The organism is Mycobacterium sp. NTMscope_Eco_3 (assembly GCF_976985685.1).
Window position 1 is genome coordinate 675,839 of the sequence record NZ_CDRJYZ010000001.1, and the last position, 16,358, is coordinate 692,196.

14 protein-coding genes and 1 tRNA gene are annotated in these 16,358 nt (G+C 69.7%); 8 read left to right on the forward strand and 7 right to left on the reverse strand.

Annotated features, from left to right (window positions below; translation table 11 throughout):
* Nucleotides 1-142 precede the first annotated feature (142 nt).
* The 6 genes from AC0KTM_RS03305 to AC0KTM_RS03330 form a co-directional block, all read right to left on the reverse strand.
* Nucleotides 143-1,012, reverse strand: coding sequence for an oxidoreductase (locus AC0KTM_RS03305; protein ID WP_225328060.1), 870 nt, complete (start codon nucleotides 1,010-1,012; stop codon nucleotides 143-145).
* A gap of 45 nt (nucleotides 1,013-1,057) precedes the next feature.
* Nucleotides 1,058-1,714, reverse strand: coding sequence for an LpqN/LpqT family lipoprotein (locus AC0KTM_RS03310; protein ID WP_472414955.1), 657 nt, complete (start codon nucleotides 1,712-1,714; stop codon nucleotides 1,058-1,060).
* Nucleotides 1,711-2,055, reverse strand: coding sequence for an arsenate reductase (glutaredoxin) (gene arsC, locus AC0KTM_RS03315; RefSeq protein ID WP_238958224.1), 345 nt, complete (start codon nucleotides 2,053-2,055; stop codon nucleotides 1,711-1,713). The genes AC0KTM_RS03310 and arsC overlap by 4 nt, the downstream gene beginning before the upstream one ends.
* Nucleotides 2,056-3,036 carry a ribose-phosphate diphosphokinase gene (locus tag AC0KTM_RS03320; protein WP_225328063.1) on the reverse strand — a complete coding sequence of 327 codons (981 nt, stop codon included), beginning with the start codon at nucleotides 3,034-3,036 and terminating at the stop codon, nucleotides 2,056-2,058.
* A gap of 91 nt (nucleotides 3,037-3,127) precedes the next feature.
* Nucleotides 3,128-4,597, reverse strand: a complete 1,470-nt coding sequence (glmU, locus tag AC0KTM_RS03325; RefSeq protein WP_472414957.1) for a bifunctional UDP-N-acetylglucosamine diphosphorylase/glucosamine-1-phosphate N-acetyltransferase GlmU — start codon at nucleotides 4,595-4,597, stop codon at nucleotides 3,128-3,130.
* 132 nt (nucleotides 4,598-4,729) lie between these two features.
* Nucleotides 4,730-4,801: transfer RNA gene (locus AC0KTM_RS03330), tRNA-Gln, on the reverse strand.
* Between the two features lie 205 nt (nucleotides 4,802-5,006).
* On the opposite strand from AC0KTM_RS03330, the gene AC0KTM_RS03335 reads away from it, so the two are divergent.
* Nucleotides 5,007-5,600: a TetR/AcrR family transcriptional regulator gene (locus tag AC0KTM_RS03335; protein WP_008254212.1), complete on the forward strand. Its 594-nt coding sequence runs from the start codon at nucleotides 5,007-5,009 to the stop codon at nucleotides 5,598-5,600.
* 105 nt (nucleotides 5,601-5,705) lie between these two features.
* Here AC0KTM_RS03335 and lysA read toward each other — a convergent pair whose 3' ends face one another.
* Entirely contained in the window at nucleotides 5,706-7,046 is a 1,341-nt protein-coding gene (gene lysA, locus AC0KTM_RS03340) for a diaminopimelate decarboxylase (RefSeq protein WP_225329591.1), read from the reverse strand.
* A gap of 174 nt (nucleotides 7,047-7,220) precedes the next feature.
* Here lysA and mfd point away from each other — a divergent pair, with 174 nt between their 5' ends.
* The 7 genes from mfd (at nucleotide 7,221) to AC0KTM_RS03375 (ending at nucleotide 16,349) form a co-directional block, all read left to right on the forward strand.
* Nucleotides 7,221-10,868, forward strand: a complete 3,648-nt coding sequence (mfd, locus tag AC0KTM_RS03345; protein ID WP_472414958.1) for a transcription-repair coupling factor — start codon at nucleotides 7,221-7,223, stop codon at nucleotides 10,866-10,868.
* The gene (locus AC0KTM_RS03350) at nucleotides 10,865-11,857 is read left to right on the forward strand and encodes a nucleoside triphosphate pyrophosphohydrolase (RefSeq protein ID WP_225329593.1); all 993 of its coding nucleotides are present in this window, start codon (nucleotides 10,865-10,867) and stop codon (nucleotides 11,855-11,857) included. The genes mfd and AC0KTM_RS03350 overlap by 4 nt, the downstream gene beginning before the upstream one ends.
* 309 nt (nucleotides 11,858-12,166) lie before the next feature.
* Nucleotides 12,167-12,895, forward strand: a complete 729-nt coding sequence (locus tag AC0KTM_RS03355; protein ID WP_225329620.1) for a lytic transglycosylase domain-containing protein — start codon at nucleotides 12,167-12,169, stop codon at nucleotides 12,893-12,895.
* Between the two features lie 45 nt (nucleotides 12,896-12,940).
* Nucleotides 12,941-14,233 (forward strand): phosphopyruvate hydratase, encoded by a 1,293-nt coding sequence (gene eno / locus AC0KTM_RS03360; protein WP_151834805.1) that lies wholly within the window; start codon nucleotides 12,941-12,943, stop codon nucleotides 14,231-14,233.
* Between the two features lies 1 nt (nucleotide 14,234).
* Nucleotides 14,235-14,924, forward strand: coding sequence for an FtsB family cell division protein (locus AC0KTM_RS03365; protein ID WP_151834806.1), 690 nt, complete (start codon nucleotides 14,235-14,237; stop codon nucleotides 14,922-14,924).
* The gene (locus AC0KTM_RS03370; RefSeq protein WP_472414960.1) at nucleotides 14,917-15,405 is read left to right on the forward strand and encodes a DUF501 domain-containing protein; all 489 of its coding nucleotides are present in this window, start codon (nucleotides 14,917-14,919) and stop codon (nucleotides 15,403-15,405) included. The genes AC0KTM_RS03365 and AC0KTM_RS03370 overlap by 8 nt, the downstream gene beginning before the upstream one ends.
* Entirely contained in the window at nucleotides 15,399-16,349 is a 951-nt protein-coding gene (locus tag AC0KTM_RS03375; protein ID WP_238958219.1) for a Ppx/GppA phosphatase family protein, read from the forward strand. Before AC0KTM_RS03370 ends, AC0KTM_RS03375 begins: the two co-directional genes overlap by 7 nt.
* Nucleotides 16,350-16,358: the final 9 nt, after the last annotated feature.

Genomic DNA, 16,358 nt, shown 5'->3' on the forward strand with positions numbered 1-16,358 from the left:
GTCGCGACGATTCGTCGGTCTCCGTCGATAACGGTGCTGGCCAGCCAGCCACCCTCGCCGTGACGCCCGGTCAGGGTAGCGCATGTGCACCTCAGAGGGGAAATTCGGCGTCGGGGGTGGTCTCGGCCGTGGCCCAGGTGACTCAGAGGGGGAATTGCGTCTTCGTGAGCTTTTCGGACAGCGCCCACAGCGCCGCCGCGGTGGCCGCGTCTTTGGCCCGCGGGCTGCGGCCGACCGGTTGCGTGCGGCCCATCTGGCCAAACCTGGGACCGACGAAGGTGTCGCCCGGCAGGTCCTGGGACGCCGCGTACAGGGTTTGCCGGGCGCCGAAATCGGCGTCGGTCGCGAACACCCGGGTGGCGGCCGACATCAGCGCGTCGCCCAGCTTGCGGCCCGACGCGCCCTGCAGGTTGGTGTGCGAGTAGCCGGGGTGGGCGGCGATCGCGCGCAGCGGGGACCCGGCCGCGGCCAGGCGTCGCTGCAGCTCGCTGGTGAACAGCAGGTTGGCGAGCTTGGACTGGCTGTAGGCCAGCCACGGCGAGTACCGCCGCGTCTGCCAGTTCAGGTCGTCGAGGTTGATGCGTCCCGGCCAGTGCGCCATTGACGAGACCGTCACCACCCGGTCGGTGAGCTTGGGCAACAACAGATTAGTGAGCGCGAAATGCCCCAGGTGGTTGGTGCCGATCTGGCTCTCGAAGCCATCGACGGTCAGGGAGAACGGGGCCGCCATGATGCCGGCGTTGTTGATCAGCACGTCGGCCGTGCTCACCCCGTCGGCGAACCGGCGCACCGACGACAGGTCCTGCAGGTCGAGCTCACGCACCTCGACCTGGCCGGCCATCGTCCGGGCGGCGGTCTCGCCCTTGCGGATGTCGCGCACGGCCATGACGATCGTGGCACCGCGTCGCGCCAGCTCGCGGGCGGTCACGGCGCCCAACCCGCTATTGGCGCCGGTGATGATCACGGTGCGTTCGGCGAACGACGGCAGATCTGCGGCGGTCCAGTTCGTCATGGCTGAACAGTACCGACATCGAACTCCAGCGGCAGCTCGCGCTACTTACTTGGCCGCGACGACGAATCCGCGGATGATCGCGTCGATGTCCGTCGACTCGGCGGCGGCCTGGTTGGCCAGGCTGGTGATGGTCAACTGCACCAGGTAACGCTTGCGGTCCGGCGGCGACCCGGTGGGGATCACGATGCGGTTCCAGCTGTGCAGCCGCATGCCGTCGAGGTCGTAGCTGCCCTGGATCATCGACGACGGGAAGCCGTTGTACGGCGCGCCCGAGGCGTCCAGCTGCTTGAAATTCTCGAACAATTGCGCATCGTCGTTGCCGTGCTTGATGACTTCGGCCGGGTCGAAATCCCCGTTCAGCTGGAAGACCACCAGCCGCGCCGTCGGAAATTTGCCGCCCTTGGAGATGATCAGCGTTTGCGGCGTGATGTTGGGACTGGTGAAGGGCGCCCAGCCCTGCGGCGTCGGGATCGAGATCGTCAGGCCTGGCACGGATCCCGGTGCCACGGGTTGGCCGGTAACCCCGATGCTCTGCAGATACTGCGACAGGGGGACCGGCTTTGCCGTGGGTGTGGTCGTCGAGGTCGTCGGCGTCTTCGACAAGATCGATTGGTAGTCAGGAGCTTTCGGGGCGCAGCCGACAGCCGACACCGCTAGTGCAACTATCGCGGCGGTGGCCGCGCAGCTGCCGAAGCGATTCACAGAATCTCGCGGACCGCGTCGATCGGACGGGCCAGCCGAGTGCCCTTCGGCGTGACGACGAAGGGTCGTTCGATGAGGATGGGGTGTTCGGCCATGGCGTCGAGCAACTGATCGTCGGTCGCGTCGGCGAGATTGAGTTCCTCATACAGGGATTCACGCTTGCGCACCGCGGTACGCACGTCGATGCCGGCGTCGCGGATCATCTTCACCAGTTCGGCACGCGATGGCGGGGTCTTCAGGTATTCGACGACTTCAGGCTCAAAGCCGCTGTCGCGCAACAAGTCCAGTGTCTTGCGGGAGGTGCTGCAGCGAGGGTTGTGGTAGATGACGGTGTCGGCCATTTAGGCGTCCCCGTCGAATAGCCCTGTGACTGAGCCGTTTTCGAATACGGCGCGGATGGTGCTGGCCAGCAGCGGCGCGATGGACAGGACGGTCAGCTGCGGGAAGCGCTTCTCCTCGCCGATCGGCAACGTGTTCGTCACGATCACTTCCCGGGCGCCGCAGGCGGCCAGCCGCTCGGCGGCCGGATCGGAGAGCACGCCATGGGTGGCGGCGATCACCACGTCGGCCGCGCCGTCGTCGTGCAGCAGCTTCACCGCGCCGGCGATGGTGCCACCGGTGTCGATCATGTCGTCGATCAAGACGCAGGTCCGCCCCGCCACCTCACCGACGACGCGGTTGGACACCACCTGGTTGGGCACCCGCGGGTCGCGGGTCTTGTGGATGAAGGCCAGCGGGACACCGCCCAGGGCGTCGGCCCACTTCTCGGCGATGCGCACCCGGCCGGAGTCGGGGGAGACGACGACCATGTTGCCGTCGGGGTAGTTGTCCCGGATGTACCCGGTGAGCAGGTTCTGCCCGCGCATGTGATCGACGGGCCCGTCGAAGAAGCCCTGGATCTGATCGGTGTGCAGGTCGACGGTGACGATCCGGTCGGCGCCGGCGGTCTTGAGCAGGTCGGCGACCAGACGCGCCGAGATCGGTTCGCGGCCGCGGTGCTTCTTGTCCTGCCGGGCGTAGGGGTAGAACGGCATGACGGCCGTGATCCGCTTGGCGCTGCCCCGCTTGAGCGCGTCGATCATGATGAGCTGTTCCATCAGCCAGTTGTTCACCGGCGCCGGGGCGGACTGCAGGACGAAGGCGTCACACCCTCGCACGGATTCGTGGAACCGCACGAAGATCTCGCCGTTGGCGAACTCGCGCGCGGTCTGCGCGGTGACGTGGACGTCGAGCTCCTTGGCCACCTGCTCGGCCAGCTCCGGGTGCGCCCGACCGGAGAAGAGCATCAAGTTTTTGCGGTTATCGGTCCAGTCGTGGCTCACCGTGCTGCCCTTGCCGTTCGGATCCAAATGGAAGTGCCCATCGTACGAAGCGAATCGTACGGAAATGTGGCCGGGTTGCCAGCTACTGACGTCACGGTGTCTGTTCGGCTTCCGCGGCGGGCGCCTTCTCGGCGGCCTCCGCCGCCTGCGCGGCCGCACTGCCGGGGCGCTTGCGGCGCACCCAGCCCTCGATGTTGCGTTGCGGACCTGCGGAGACCGCCAGCGTTCCCGGCGGGACGTCGTTGCGCACCACCGTGCCGGCGCCGGTGTAGGCGCCGTCGCCGACGGTCACCGGGGCCACGAACATGGTGTCCGACCCCGTGCGGACGTGGGAGCCGATGGTGGTCCGCCGCTTGGATTCGCCGTCGTAGTTGACGAACACGCTGGACGCGCCGATGTTGCTGTGCTCGCCGATATCGGCGTCCCCGACGTAGGTCAGGTGCGGCACTTTGGAGCCGGTGCCGATTGTGGAGTTCTTGGTCTCGACGAACGCGCCCAGCTTGCCGTCGTCGCCCAGCACGGTGCCGGGCCGCAGGTAGGTGAACGGGCCGACGGTGGCCCCGGCGCCGATCGACGACGAGGTGCCGTGGGTCCGCACCACCGACGCGCCGTCGCCGACGCTGACGTCGGTGAGGGTGGTGTCCGGGCCGACGACGCAGTGCCCGCCGACCTGGGTGCGGCCCAGCAGCTGAGTCCCGGGGTGGATGACGGTGTCGCGGCCGATCGTGACGTCGACGTCGATCCAGGTGGTGGCCGGGTCGACGATGGTGACGCCGGCCATCTGGTGGGCGGCGACGATGCGGCGGTTGAGTTCGGCGCCCAGCTGCGCGAGCTGGACCCGGTTGTTGACGCCGGCCACCAGCGCGCTGTCGTCGACGTGGCGGGCGTGAATGGCCAGGCCGTCGCCGCGCAGGATCGCGATGACGTCGGTCAGATACAGCTCCTGTTGGGCGTTGTTGGAGCTCAACCGGTTCAGCGCCGAGCGCAACGCCGCGGTGTCGAAGGCGTAGACGCCGGCGTTGACCTCGCGGATATCGCGCTGGGATTCGGTGGCGTCGGCGTGCTCCACGATCGCCGTGACCTCATTGTCCTGGGTGCGCAGGATGCGGCCGTAGCCGCTGGGGTCGCTCAACGTCGTGGTCAGCACCGTGGCCGCGGCCGGCGCCGCGCTATGGGCTGCGATGAGGTCGGCCAGGGTGTCGGCGTCGAGCAGCGGGGTGTCGCCGGAGGTGACGACGACCACCCCGGCGTAGTCGTCGGGCAGCGCGGACAGGCCGCACAGGACGGCGTCGCCGGTGCCCCGCGGCCGGTCCTGCAGGGCCACGTCGATGGGACGTCCGAGGGCGTCGGCCCAGTCGGCGACCAGCGGCGCGATGCGCTCGTGATCGTGGCCCAACACCACGGCCAGGTGCTGCGGCGCCACCTTGGCGATCGCGTGCAGGAGGTGGGACAGCATGCTGCGCCCACCGAGGGTGTGCAGCACCTTCGGGGTGTCCGACCGCATCCGGGTGCCGGGCCCGGCCGCTAGCACCACGACCGCGGTATCACCAGGAGACGACATCAACCCTCCTTTTCGGGTCTGTCCCGCGCGGGCTGCGCGCGGAAGCGCCGACACGCCGTCAAGCGTGTCATCTCATCTGCGGTGAAGGCAAAAAATCGAGCCGCGGGAGACCCGCGCTCGATTCGGAGGAAGCTCCGTCGCCAGGACTCGAACCTGAACTATCTGAACCAAAATCAGAGGTGCTGCCGATTACACCACGACGGATCGCCAAGAAGACTTTAGTCGGATGACGATGCGGGGCGCTTGCGGCCCGAGGAGGAATCCGACCATCCGGCCTAGTCGGATGACGATGCGGGGCGCTGGTCGGCCGCTGAACCGCCCGCCGCCCGATACGCTGATTGACGTGGCCGTGCTGGACTCCCAAACGCAAAAGGAACCCGACAAAGAGGTGCGGGCGCCGCGCGCGCGGATGACCGGCACCGAACGTCGGCAACAACTCATCGGCATCGCGCGTTCGCTGTTCGCCGAGCGCGGGTATGAAGGCACCTCGATCGAGGAGATCGCGCTGCGGGCCAATGTGTCCAAGCCGGTCGTCTACGAGCATTTCGGGGGCAAAGAGGGCCTCTATGCCGTGGTCGTCGACCGCGAGATGTCGGCGCTGCTCGACGGCATCACGTCGTCGCTGACCAACAACCGCTCCCGGGTGCGGGTCGAGCGGGTGGCTCTTGCCCTGCTCACCTACGTCGAAGAGCGCACCGACGGCTTCCGGATCATGATCCGCGACTCGCCGGCCGCGATCAGCTCAGGCACCTACTCGAGCCTGCTCAATGACGCCGTCAACCAGGTCAGCTCCATCCTGGCCGGTGACTTCTCCCGTCGGGGCCTGGATCCCGGGCTGGCGCCGCTGTACGCCCAGGCGTTGGTGGGCTCCGTGTCGATGACCGCGCAGTGGTGGCTCGACACCCGCGAGCCCAAGAAAGAAGTGGTGGCCGCGCACCTGGTCAACCTCATGTGGAATGGGCTGATCGGGCTGGAGGCCGACCCCCGGCTGCAGGACGAGTAGGCCGGTTTCGCGAGCGTAACGCCACGGCGAATATCGGCCAGAATTTTCGCCGTGGCGTTACGCCCGGCGACCGGGCCGAGCCCGGCGACCGGCGCGCGATCGCCACTACCCGCAGTCGCGGGCCAGCAGGTCGGCCACGGTTTCGCGGCGAACCAGTTCGCGCGCCCGGCCATCCTTGACGGCCACCAGTGACGGCCGGCCGACCATGTTGTAGTTGGACGCCATGCTGTGGTGGTAGGCGCCGGTGCAGGCCACGGCCAGCAGGTCGCCGGGCCGCAGGTCCGCCGGCAGCTCGATGTCGCGGGCGATCTCGTCGCCCGATTCACAGTGCCGGCCGGCCACGGTGACGCGCTGCTTGAGGCCCAGCGGATGCCGATTGGCCAGCGCGACGGCGTATCGCGCGCCGTACAGCGACACCCGCGGGTTGTCGCTCATGCCGCCGTCGACGGCGACGAAGGTGCGGCCACCGAATTGCGTCTTGACCGAGCGCACCCGATACAGGGTCACGCCGGCGCGGCCGCTGATGGCCCGGCCCGGTTCGACCACGACCTGCGGGCGGGGGAACCGCTCGGCGGCGCAGGCCTCGTCGAGGGCGTTCTCGATCACCTCGGCCAGCTCGTCGAGATCCAGCTCCCGATCGCCGGGGACGTACGGGATCGCATGTCCGCCACCGATGTTCAGCTCGGTGAGGATGACGCCGTGCCGGGCCCGGATATCGGCCATCGCGGCGATCATCCGCCGAATCGCCTCGCCGTACAGGGCGGCATCGCTGACCTGCGAGCCGATGTGGCAGTGCAGGCCGACCAGGTCGAGGATGGGGTGCGCCAGCACGCGCCTCACCGCGTCGGCGGCGTGGTCGCCGGCGAGGGTGAAGCCGAACTTCTGGTCGCTGACACCGGTGGTGACGGCGCGGTGCCCGTGGATGTCGATGTCGGGGGTCACCCGGATGAGCACCGGCTGGCGCCGCCGCGCCAGCCCGGCGAGGTAGGCGATTTCGATGCAGGAATCCAGCACGATGCGCCCCACCCCGGCGCCCACGGCGTCGCGCAGCTCCTCGGGCGACGTGGCGTTGCCGTGCATGACGATGCGTGCCGGGTCGACGCCGCCGGCCAGGGCCGTGGCCAGTTCACCGGCCGAGCAGACGTCGACGCCGAGGCCCTCTTCGCGGGCCCAGCGGGCCACCGCGGTGCTCAGCAGCGACTTGCCGGCGTACACGACCTCGATCCCGCGCAGGACGCGGCGGTAACGGCGGGCGCGATGCCGAAAATCGGTTTCGTCGATGACGTAGGCCGGGGTGTTGAACTCGTCGGCGATATCGGCCAGCGGCACACCGCCGACGCACAGCCTGCCCTCCTCGTCGGGGTGGGCGGTGAGGGGCCAGATCGCGGGGTCGAATCGCGGGGGAGCCGCGTGGCCGAGGGACGGCAGAATGTCCAGCAATGTCATGAATCCAACGTGCGCCCGCGGGCGCTCGCGTGGCGTTTTCTTGACGATCCATTGACGACGCCGACCGCAATATTGACGCGGTTCGCCGTGTCCGGCGGCCCCCGCCCGGCGACGGCGGGCGCCGCGTCGGCGGGAGGAAGGAGCCGGGCAAGCAGCCCTAGAATGGAATTCATCATGACCGCACCGGGGGCTGCTCGCCCAGAAACCCCGATCGCGGGGCTCGTTGAATTGGCGCTCACCGCGCCGACCTTCCAGCAGTTGATCGACAGCGCGGCGACGTCGCCGGCTGAATTGAGCCTGGTGGGTCCAGCCAGCGCACGGTTGTTCGTGGCCAGCGCGCTGGCGCGGTTGGGTCCTTTGCTGGTAGTCACCGCGACCGGGCGCGAAGCCGACGACTTGACCGCTGAACTGCGCGGTGTCTTCGGCGATGCCGTGGCGGTCTTCCCGTCCTGGGAGACGCTGCCGCACGAGCGGCTCTCGCCCGGCGTCGACACCGTCGGCGCCCGGCTGACGGTGCTGCGCCGGCTGGCCCACCCCGACGACGCGCGGCTGGGTCCGCCCCTGCAGGTGGTGGTGACGGCGGCCCGCTCGCTGCTGCAGCCGATGACGCCGCAGCTGGGCCTGATCGAGCCGGTCACGTTGAGCGTGGGCCAGGAAGTCGAATTCGAGGGTGTCATCGCCCGGCTGGTCGAGCTGGCCTACACCCGGGTCGACATGGTGGGCCGGCGCGGCGAGTTCGCCGTGCGCGGCGGGATCCTCGACGTCTTCCCGCCGACGGCCGAGCACCCGGTGCGCATCGAGTTCTGGGGTGACGAGGTCAGCGAGATGCGGATGTTCTCCGTCGCCGATCAGCGTTCGATCCCGGAGCTCGAGGTCGACACCCTGATCGCGGTGCCCTGCCGCGAACTGCTGCTCACCGAGGGGGTGCGGCGACGGGCCGCCGAGCTGTCCGCGGCGCACCCGGCGACCGAACCCGCGATCACCGGCAGCGTCACCGACATGCTGGCCAAGCTCGCCGACGGCATCGCGGTCGACGGCATGGAGGCCCTGCTACCGGTGCTGCGGCCCGGCGAGCATGTGCTGCTGACCGACCAACTGGCGCAAGGCACCCCGATCCTGCTGTGCGACCCGGAGAAGATCCGCACCCGGGCCGCCGACCTGATCAAGACCGGCAGCGAATTCCTCGAAGCCTCGTGGTCGGCGGCGGCCATGGGCACCGACGCTCCCGTCGACGTCGCGCAATTCGGCGGATCGGGATTCGCCGAGCTCGACGAGGTGCGGGCCGCGGCCGCCACGGGCGGGCATCCGTGGTGGACGTTGAGCCAGCTGTCCGACGAGTCGGCCGTCGAGCTAGACATCCGGGCCGCGCCCTCGGCGCGCGGACACCAACACGACATCGACGGCATCTTCGCGATGCTGCGCGCGCACGTCACCACCGGCGGCCACGCCGTCGTCGTCGCGCCCGGCGCCGGAACCGCGCATCGCGTGGTGGAACGGCTGGCCGAATGCGACACCCCCGCCGGCATGCTGGAATCCGGCGCCGCGCCCAAGCTCGGGGTGGTCGGCGTGCTCAAGGGGCCGCTGCACGACGGCGTGATCATCCCCGGCGCCACGTTGGTGGTGATCACCGAGACCGATCTGACCGGCAGCCGCGTCGCCGCCGTCGAGGGCAAGCGGCTGGCGGCCAAGCGGCGCAACACTGTTGACCCGTTGGCGCTCACCGCCGGTGATCTGGTGGTGCACGATCAGCACGGCATCGGGCGGTTCGTGGAGATGGTCGAGCGCACCGTCGGCGGCGCCCGGCGCGAGTACCTGGTGCTCGAATACGCCTCGAGCAAGCGGGGCGGCGGATCCGACAAGCTGTATGTGCCGATGGATTCGCTGGATCAGCTGTCGCGCTACGTCGGCGGGCAGGCGCCCGCGCTGAGCAAGCTGGGCGGCAGCGACTGGACCAACACCAAGACCAAGGCCCGCCGCGCGGTGCGCGAGATCGCCGGCGAGCTGGTGTCCCTGTACGCCAAGCGGCAGGCCAGCCCCGGGCACGCGTTCGGGCCGGACACGCCCTGGCAGGCCGAGATGGAAGACGCGTTCGGGTACACCGAGACGGTCGACCAGCTGACCGCGATCACCGAGGTCAAAGGGGACATGGAAAAGCCGATCCCGATGGACCGGGTGATCTGCGGCGACGTGGGCTACGGCAAGACCGAGATCGCGGTGCGGGCGGCGTTCAAGGCGGTCCAGGACGGCAAGCAGGTCGCCGTGCTGGTGCCCACCACGCTGCTGGCCGACCAGCATCTGCAGACCTTCACCGACCGGATGACCGGGTTCCCGCTGACCGTCAAGGGCCTGTCCCGGTTCACCGACCCCGCGGAGTCCAAGGCCGTGATCGAGGGCCTGGCCGACGGATCGGTGGACGTGGTGATCGGCACGCACCGGCTGTTGCAGACCGGGGTGCGCTGGAAGGACCTCGGCCTGGTCGTGGTCGACGAGGAGCAGCGGTTCGGCGTCGAGCACAAGGAGCACATCAAGTCGCTGCGCACCCACGTCGACGTGCTGACCATGAGCGCCACCCCGATCCCGCGCACGCTGGAGATGAGCCTGGCCGGGATCCGCGAGATGTCGACGATCCTCACCCCGCCCGAGGAGCGCTATCCGGTGCTGACCTACGTCGGCCCGCACGACGACAAGCAGGTCGCGGCCGCCCTGCGGCGCGAGCTGCTACGCGACGGGCAGGTCTTCTACGTGCACAACCGGGTCAGCTCGATCGACCGGACGGCGGCGAAGATCCGGGAGCTGGTGCCCGAGGCGCGAGTGGTCGTCGCGCACGGGCAGATGCCCGAAGAACGGCTGGAACGCACGGTGCAGGGGTTCTGGAACCGCGAATACGACATCCTGGTGTGCACGACGATCGTGGAGACCGGGCTGGACATCTCCAACGCCAACACGCTGATCGTCGAGCGCGCCGACACCTTCGGCCTGTCGCAGCTGCACCAGCTGCGCGGCCGGGTCGGCCGCAGCCGGGAGCGCGGCTACGCCTACTTCCTGTACCCGCCGCATGCGCCGCTCACCGAGACCGCCTATGACCGGCTGGCCACCATCGCGCAGAACAACGAACTCGGCGCGGGCATGGCGGTCGCGATGAAGGACCTCGAGATCCGCGGCGCCGGCAACGTGCTGGGTGTCGAGCAGTCCGGGCACGTCGCCGGCGTCGGCTTCGACCTGTACGTCCGCTTGGTGGGCGAGGCCGTGGAGGCGTATCGCGCGGCCGCCGACGGCCACACCGTCACGACCGCCGAGGAACCCAAGGACGTGCGGATCGACCTGCCGGTCGACGCGCACCTGCCGCCGGACTACATCGCCAGCGACCGGCTGCGGCTGGAGGCGTACCGCCGGCTGGCCGCCGCGGCCTCCGACGGTGAGATCGACGCGGCCGTGGAGGAACTCGTCGACCGCTACGGGGCGCTGCCCGAGCCGGCCCTGCGGCTGGTGGCGGTGGCGCGGCTGCGGCTGCTGTGTCGCGCCGCGGGCATCACCGAGGTGTCGGCGCCGTCGGCGGCCACCGTGCGGCTTTCGCCGATGACGCTGCCGGATTCGGCCCAGGTGCGGCTCAAGCGGATGTATCCGGCGGCGAACTACCGCGCCACGACGTCCACGGTGCAGGTTCCCATCCCGCGCGACGGCGGGGTCGGCGCGCCGCGGTTGCGCGATGTCGAGCTGGTGCAGATGGTGGCGAATTTGGTGACCGCTCTGCAGGGTAAACCGCAGGCAGATATTGGTATAACGAGTCCAGCTGCAGCGATGGCAAGTGAGGGGCCACGGTGATCGTCGTCTTGTTCGACCCCCGCCGCCCGTCGCTGGTGCCCATCGAAGCCATCGAGCACCTCGCCGGCGAGGTGCAGTACACCGAAGAGATGCCCGTCGCGGTGCCCTGGTCGCTGTCGGCGGCGCGGCCGGTGCACTCCGGTGAGGACGCGCCGGTGCTGCTGTCGTCCGACCCCGACCACCCGGCCGTGACCGCCCGCCTGGCGGCCGGGGCCCGGCTGATCTCCGCGCCCGACACGCCGCGCGGCGAACGCCTGGTCGACGCCGTCGCCATGATGGACAAATTGCGCACCGCCGGGCCGTGGGAGAGTGAGCAAACCCACGATTCGCTGCGCCGGTTTCTGTTGGAGGAGACCTACGAGCTGCTGGACGCGGTGGGCAGCGGCAACGCCGACCAACTGCGCGATGAGCTCGGCGACGTGCTGCTGCAAGTCCTCTTCCACGCCCGCATCGCCGAGGATGCGCCGCAGTCCGCCTTCACCATCGATGACGTCGCCGCCGCCCTGATGCGGAAACTGGGCAACCGGGTCCCGGGAGTGCTTGCCGGGCAATCCATTTCGCTCGAAGAGCAGCTGGCCCAGTGGGAAGAGCGCAAGGCGGCCGAAAAGCCGCGCAAGTCGGTGATGGACGACGTGCACACGGGGCAGCCCGCATTGGCGCTCGCCCAGAAGGTGATCCAGCGCGCCGACAAAGCCGGTCTGCCCGCCGACCTGATCCCCGACGCGATCACCTCGATCCGCGTGTCGGCCGACGTGGACGCCGAAAGCGCCCTGCGCACAGCGGTTCTGGAGTTCGTCGACACGGTTCGCGGCGCGGAGCGGGCGATCGCGACGGCGCGCCGCGGGGGCGGCGTCCCCGACGAGTTCGACGTGGCCCCGCTCGGTGAAGTCTCCGAACAGGAGTGGCGTGAGCACTGGCCGACGGGTGAATCGGCGGCCGACCCGGCCGCCGAGGAAGTCACGGCCGACGGCGGGGCCGGCGACGGCTGAGCGACGCCTTGCAGCGGCCGCGCCGCGGATTATTACCCCCCGCCGTCATGGGCGCGAGCGATCGCGGCAATGTTTGCCGGATTTGCCCTCGGCCGGTCGGTAATATCGCGGATGAGGTTGCGAATCCCCGTGGTCGGCCGTGGTCTGACCGCGCTAGCCAAGGCGGCCGGCAGCTAATCGATGATTAGCTGCAACCGGCGAAACGTCGGTGCGCCGGGGCCCGACGCGACCGAGCAGTCCCCCGACGCATGGGACGATGGTGTGGCGGAAGTTGGTGCAGGCGAGTTTAGGGGAGCTCAGGAAAGCATGGTGTCGCCGAGGCGTTGGATGCGCGCGGCCGCCGTGATCGGCGCGACCGCGATCGTTCTGGCCTCGAGCTGCACGTGGCAGCTCAGCCTGTTCATTCCCGACGGCGTGCCGCCCCCGGCGGGAGACCCGGTGCCGCCGGTGGACACGCATGCCAGCGGTCGGCCCGCGGAACAGTTGCGCGACTGGGCGGCGCAACGGTCGGCGGCGTTGGAGATCCCGGTGATCGCGCTCGAGGCCTACGCGTACGCGGCCCGGGTCGCCGAGGTCGAGAACCCGAAGTGCCACATCGCCTGGACCACGCTCGCGGGCATTGGTCAGGTCGAGAGCCGCCACGGCACTTACCGCGGTGCGACGCTGGCCCCCAACGGGGACGTCAGCCCCCCGATCCGCGGTGTCCGACTGGACGGCAGCGGCGGGACGCTGCGCATCGTCGACACCGACGAAGACCTCACCGACGGCGACGGCGTGACGCGCGCGATGGGGCCGATGCAGTTCATCCCCGAGACGTGGCGGCTCTACGGTGTCGACGCTCACAATGACGGCCGCGTCAGCCCGGACAACATCGACGACGCCGCGCTCGCCGCCGCGGGCTACCTGTGTTGGCGCGGAAAGGATCTCGCAACACCGCGGGGCTGGATCACCGCGCTGCGGGCCTACAACAACTCGATGGTCTACGCGCGCGCGGTCCGGGATTGGGCGACCGCTTACGCGAAAGGTCACCCGTTATAGCAGGATGTATCGCTGACCCAGGCTTACGCGAACAAGGAGAACCCAGTGCCGATTATCGAGCAGGTCGGGGCCCGCGAGATCCTCGATTCCCGCGGTAACCCGACAGTCGAGGTCGAGATTGCCCTGATCGACGGGACGTTTGCCCGCGCGGCGGTGCCGTCGGGCGCGTCGACGGGCGAGCACGAGGCCGTCGAGTTGCGCGACGGCGGCGAGCGTTACGGCGGCAAGGGTGTGCAAAAGGCGGTGCAGGCCGTGCTGGACGAGATCGGCCCGGCGGTGATCGGCCTCAACGCCGACGATCAGCGGCTAGTCGACCAGGCGCTGCTGGATCTGGACGGCACGCCCGACAAGTCGAGGCTGGGCGGCAACGCGATCCTGGGCGTGTCGCTGGCCGTGGCCAAGGCGGCGGCCGATTCCGCCGAGTTGCCGCTGTTCCGCTACCTCGGCGGGCCCAACGCGCACATCCTGCCGGTGCCGATGATGAACATCCTCAACGGCGGCGCGCACGCCGACACCGCCGTCGACATCCAGGAGTTCATGGTGGCGCCGATCGGTGCGCCCAGCTTCGCCGAGGCGCTGCGCTGGGGCGCCGAGGTGTATCACTCGCTGAAGTCGGTGCTCAAGAAGGAGGGGCTGAGCACGGGGCTGGGCGATGAGGGCGGCTTCGCCCCCGACGTGGCGGGCACCACCGCGGCCCTGGACCTGATCAGCCGGGCCATCGACTCGGCCGGTTTCAAACTCGGCGCCGACGTAGCGCTGGCCCTCGACGCGGCGGCCACCGAGTTCTTCACCGACGGGACGGGCTACAAATTCGAGGGCAGCACCCGCACCGCGGAACAGATGGCGGAGTTCTACGCCGGGCTGCTCGGCTCTTATCCGCTGGTGTCCCTCGAAGACCCACTGTCCGAAGACGATTGGGATGGCTGGGCGACCCTGACCGCGGCGATCGGTGATCGGGTGCAGATCGTCGGCGACGACATCTTCGTCACGAATCCCGAGCGCCTGGAAGAGGGCATCGACAAGGGCGTGGCAAACGCGTTGCTGGTCAAGGTGAATCAGATCGGCACGCTGACCGAGACGCTGGACGCGGTCGCGCTCGCGCACCACAGTGGCTACCGCACGATGATGAGCCATCGCAGCGGCGAGACCGAGGACACCACGATCGCCGACCTGGCGGTGGCCGCCGGCTGCGGGCAGATCAAGACCGGTGCGCCCGCCCGCAGCGAGCGCGTCGCCAAATACAACCAGCTGCTGCGGATCGAGGAGGCGCTCGGCGACGCCGCCCGTTACGCCGGCGATCTCGCCTTCCCGCGGTATACACCGCCGGAGGCCAAATAGGTTGCCCGGCAAGCCGGATCCGAAGCGGCGTTCCCCGGCATCGCGCCCGGGGAAGGCCGGCGATCCGGTTCGGCGTCGGCGCTCGGCCAAGCCGCCGTCGAAGCCAAGTGCGAGGACGTCGCCCACGGCGAATCACGGCGGCCGCAACTCCACCCAGCAAGAGCATGTCGTCGAACCCATCACCCGGCAGGCCGCCGAATCGGTTGAGCAGCGCTCCGAGCAACGGCTGGGTTTCACCGCGCGGCGCGCGGCGGTGCTGGCCGCGGTGATCTGCGTGCTGACGCTGACCATCGCCGGACCCGTGCGCACCTATTTCGCGCAGCGCACCGAGATGAATCAGCTGGCCGCCAGCGAGGCCGCGCTGCGCCGTCAGATCGCGGATTTGGAGCAGCGAAAGACCAAACTCGGTGACCCGGCCTACATTGCGGCGCAGGCGCGCGAGCGGCTCGGCTTCGTGAAGCCCGGAGACATCCCGTTCCAGGTTCAGCTGCCGCCGTCGGCGGCCGAGCCCACCCAGCCGGGATCCCCGTCGGCGAAACCGGTCAACAACGACCCGTGGTACACGTCGCTGTGGCACACCATCGCCGACGCCCCGCACCTGCCGCCGGCCCCGCCGCCGGTCCCCGAAGCCCCGCCCCCGCCGGCCGAACCGGGTCCGCCCGCACCGAATCCCACGGGTCCCGGTGGTTGACCGTGCCGACCTGGAGGCGGTGGCTCGCCAGCTCGGGCGTGAGCCGCGCGGGGTGCTCGACATCGCCTACCGGTGCCCCAACGGCGAACCCGGCGTGGTGAAGACCGCGCCGAAATTGCCTGACGGCACGCCGTTTCCGACGCTGTACTACCTGACGCATCCGGCGCTGACGGCGGCCGCGAGCCGGCTCGAGACGACGGGATTGATGCGCGAGATGACCGAGCGGCTGGGACGCGACGCGGATCTGGCGGCCGCGTACCGGCGCGCGCACGAGTCGTACCTGGCCGAGCGCGACGCGATCGAATCGTTGGGGACCACGTTCACCGGCGGTGGGATGCCCGACCGGGTCAAGTGCCTGCACGTGCTGATCGCCCATTCGCTGGCCAAGGGGCCGGGCGTGAATCCGTTCGGCGACAAGGCGCTGGCGATCCTGGCCGGCGAGCCCGCGATGGCGGGCATTTTGGTGGAGGGCCAATGGTGAACGGCAGGCTCGCGGGAATCGACTGCGGTACCAACTCGATTCGCTTGTTGATCGCCGATGTTGAAGGGTCCGGGCGGCTGCGTGACGTGCATCGGGAGACGCGGATCGTGCGGCTCGGCCAGGGTGTCGACGCGACCGGCGAGTTCGCGGCGGAGGCGATAGAGCGCACCCGGGCCGCGTTGGCGGACTACGCCGCGCTGCTGGCAGAGCACGGGGCCGAGCGGGTGCGGATGGTGGCCACCTCGGCGGCCCGCGATGTCGCCAACCGCGACGACTTCTTCGCGATGACGGCCGACGTGTTGGGCGCGGTGCTGCCCGGCGCGGTGGCCGAGGTGATCAGCGGCGCCGAAGAGGCCGCGCTGTCGTTCCGCGGCGCGGTCGGCGAATTAGATAGCGCGGCAGGCCCTTTCGTCGTCGTCGACCTGGGCGGGGGCTCCACCGAAATCGTAGTTGGGGGCGGGGCGGTGGTGGCCAGCCACTCGGCCGACATCGGCTGTGTCCGGCTGACCGAGCGTTGCCTGCATTCGGACCCGCCGACGCCCGCGGAGGTGGCCGCCGCCCGGCAGGTGGTGCGCGAGCGGCTCGAGGTCGCGCTGGGCGTGGTGCCCGTGGAGGGGGCACGGACCTGGGTCGGCCTGGCCGGAACGATGACCACGCTGTCCGCGCTGGCGCACAATTTGCCGGCGTATGACTCTGCGGCCATTCATCTTTCGCACGTCGCCGGCGCGGATCTGTTGGCGGTATGCGAACGGCTGATCGGGATGACACGCGCCGAGCGCGCGGCGCTGCCGCCGATGCACGAGGGGCGGGCCGACGTGATCGGCGGGGGCGCGATCGTGGTGGAGGAGTTGGCGCGCGAGCTGCGCGCCCGTGCGGGCATCGAGGAGCTGACGGTGAGCGAGCACGACATCCTGGACGGCATCGTGCTGTCGATCGCCGAGTAGCTCGGCCGC

What these genes read in the sequence shown, in the direction of transcription:
- AC0KTM_RS03305 (WP_225328060.1), bottom strand. Translation starts at nt 1,012, where the DNA reads ATGACGAACTGGACCGCCGCAGATCTGCCGTCGTTCGCCGAACGCACC.
- arsC (WP_238958224.1), bottom strand. Translation starts at nt 2,055, where the DNA reads ATGGCCGACACCGTCATCTACCACAACCCTCGCTGCAGCACCTCCCGC.
- glmU (WP_472414957.1), bottom strand. Translation starts at nt 4,597, where the DNA reads ATGTCGTCTCCTGGTGATACCGCGGTCGTGGTGCTAGCGGCCGGGCCC.
- AC0KTM_RS03335 (WP_008254212.1), top strand. Translation starts at nt 5,007, where the DNA reads ATGACCGGCACCGAACGTCGGCAACAACTCATCGGCATCGCGCGTTCG.
- lysA (WP_225329591.1), bottom strand. Translation starts at nt 7,046, where the DNA reads ATGACATTGCTGGACATTCTGCCGTCCCTCGGCCACGCGGCTCCCCCG.
- mfd (WP_472414958.1), top strand. Translation starts at nt 7,221, where the DNA reads ATGACCGCACCGGGGGCTGCTCGCCCAGAAACCCCGATCGCGGGGCTC.
- AC0KTM_RS03375 (WP_238958219.1), top strand. Translation starts at nt 15,399, where the DNA reads ATGGTGAACGGCAGGCTCGCGGGAATCGACTGCGGTACCAACTCGATT.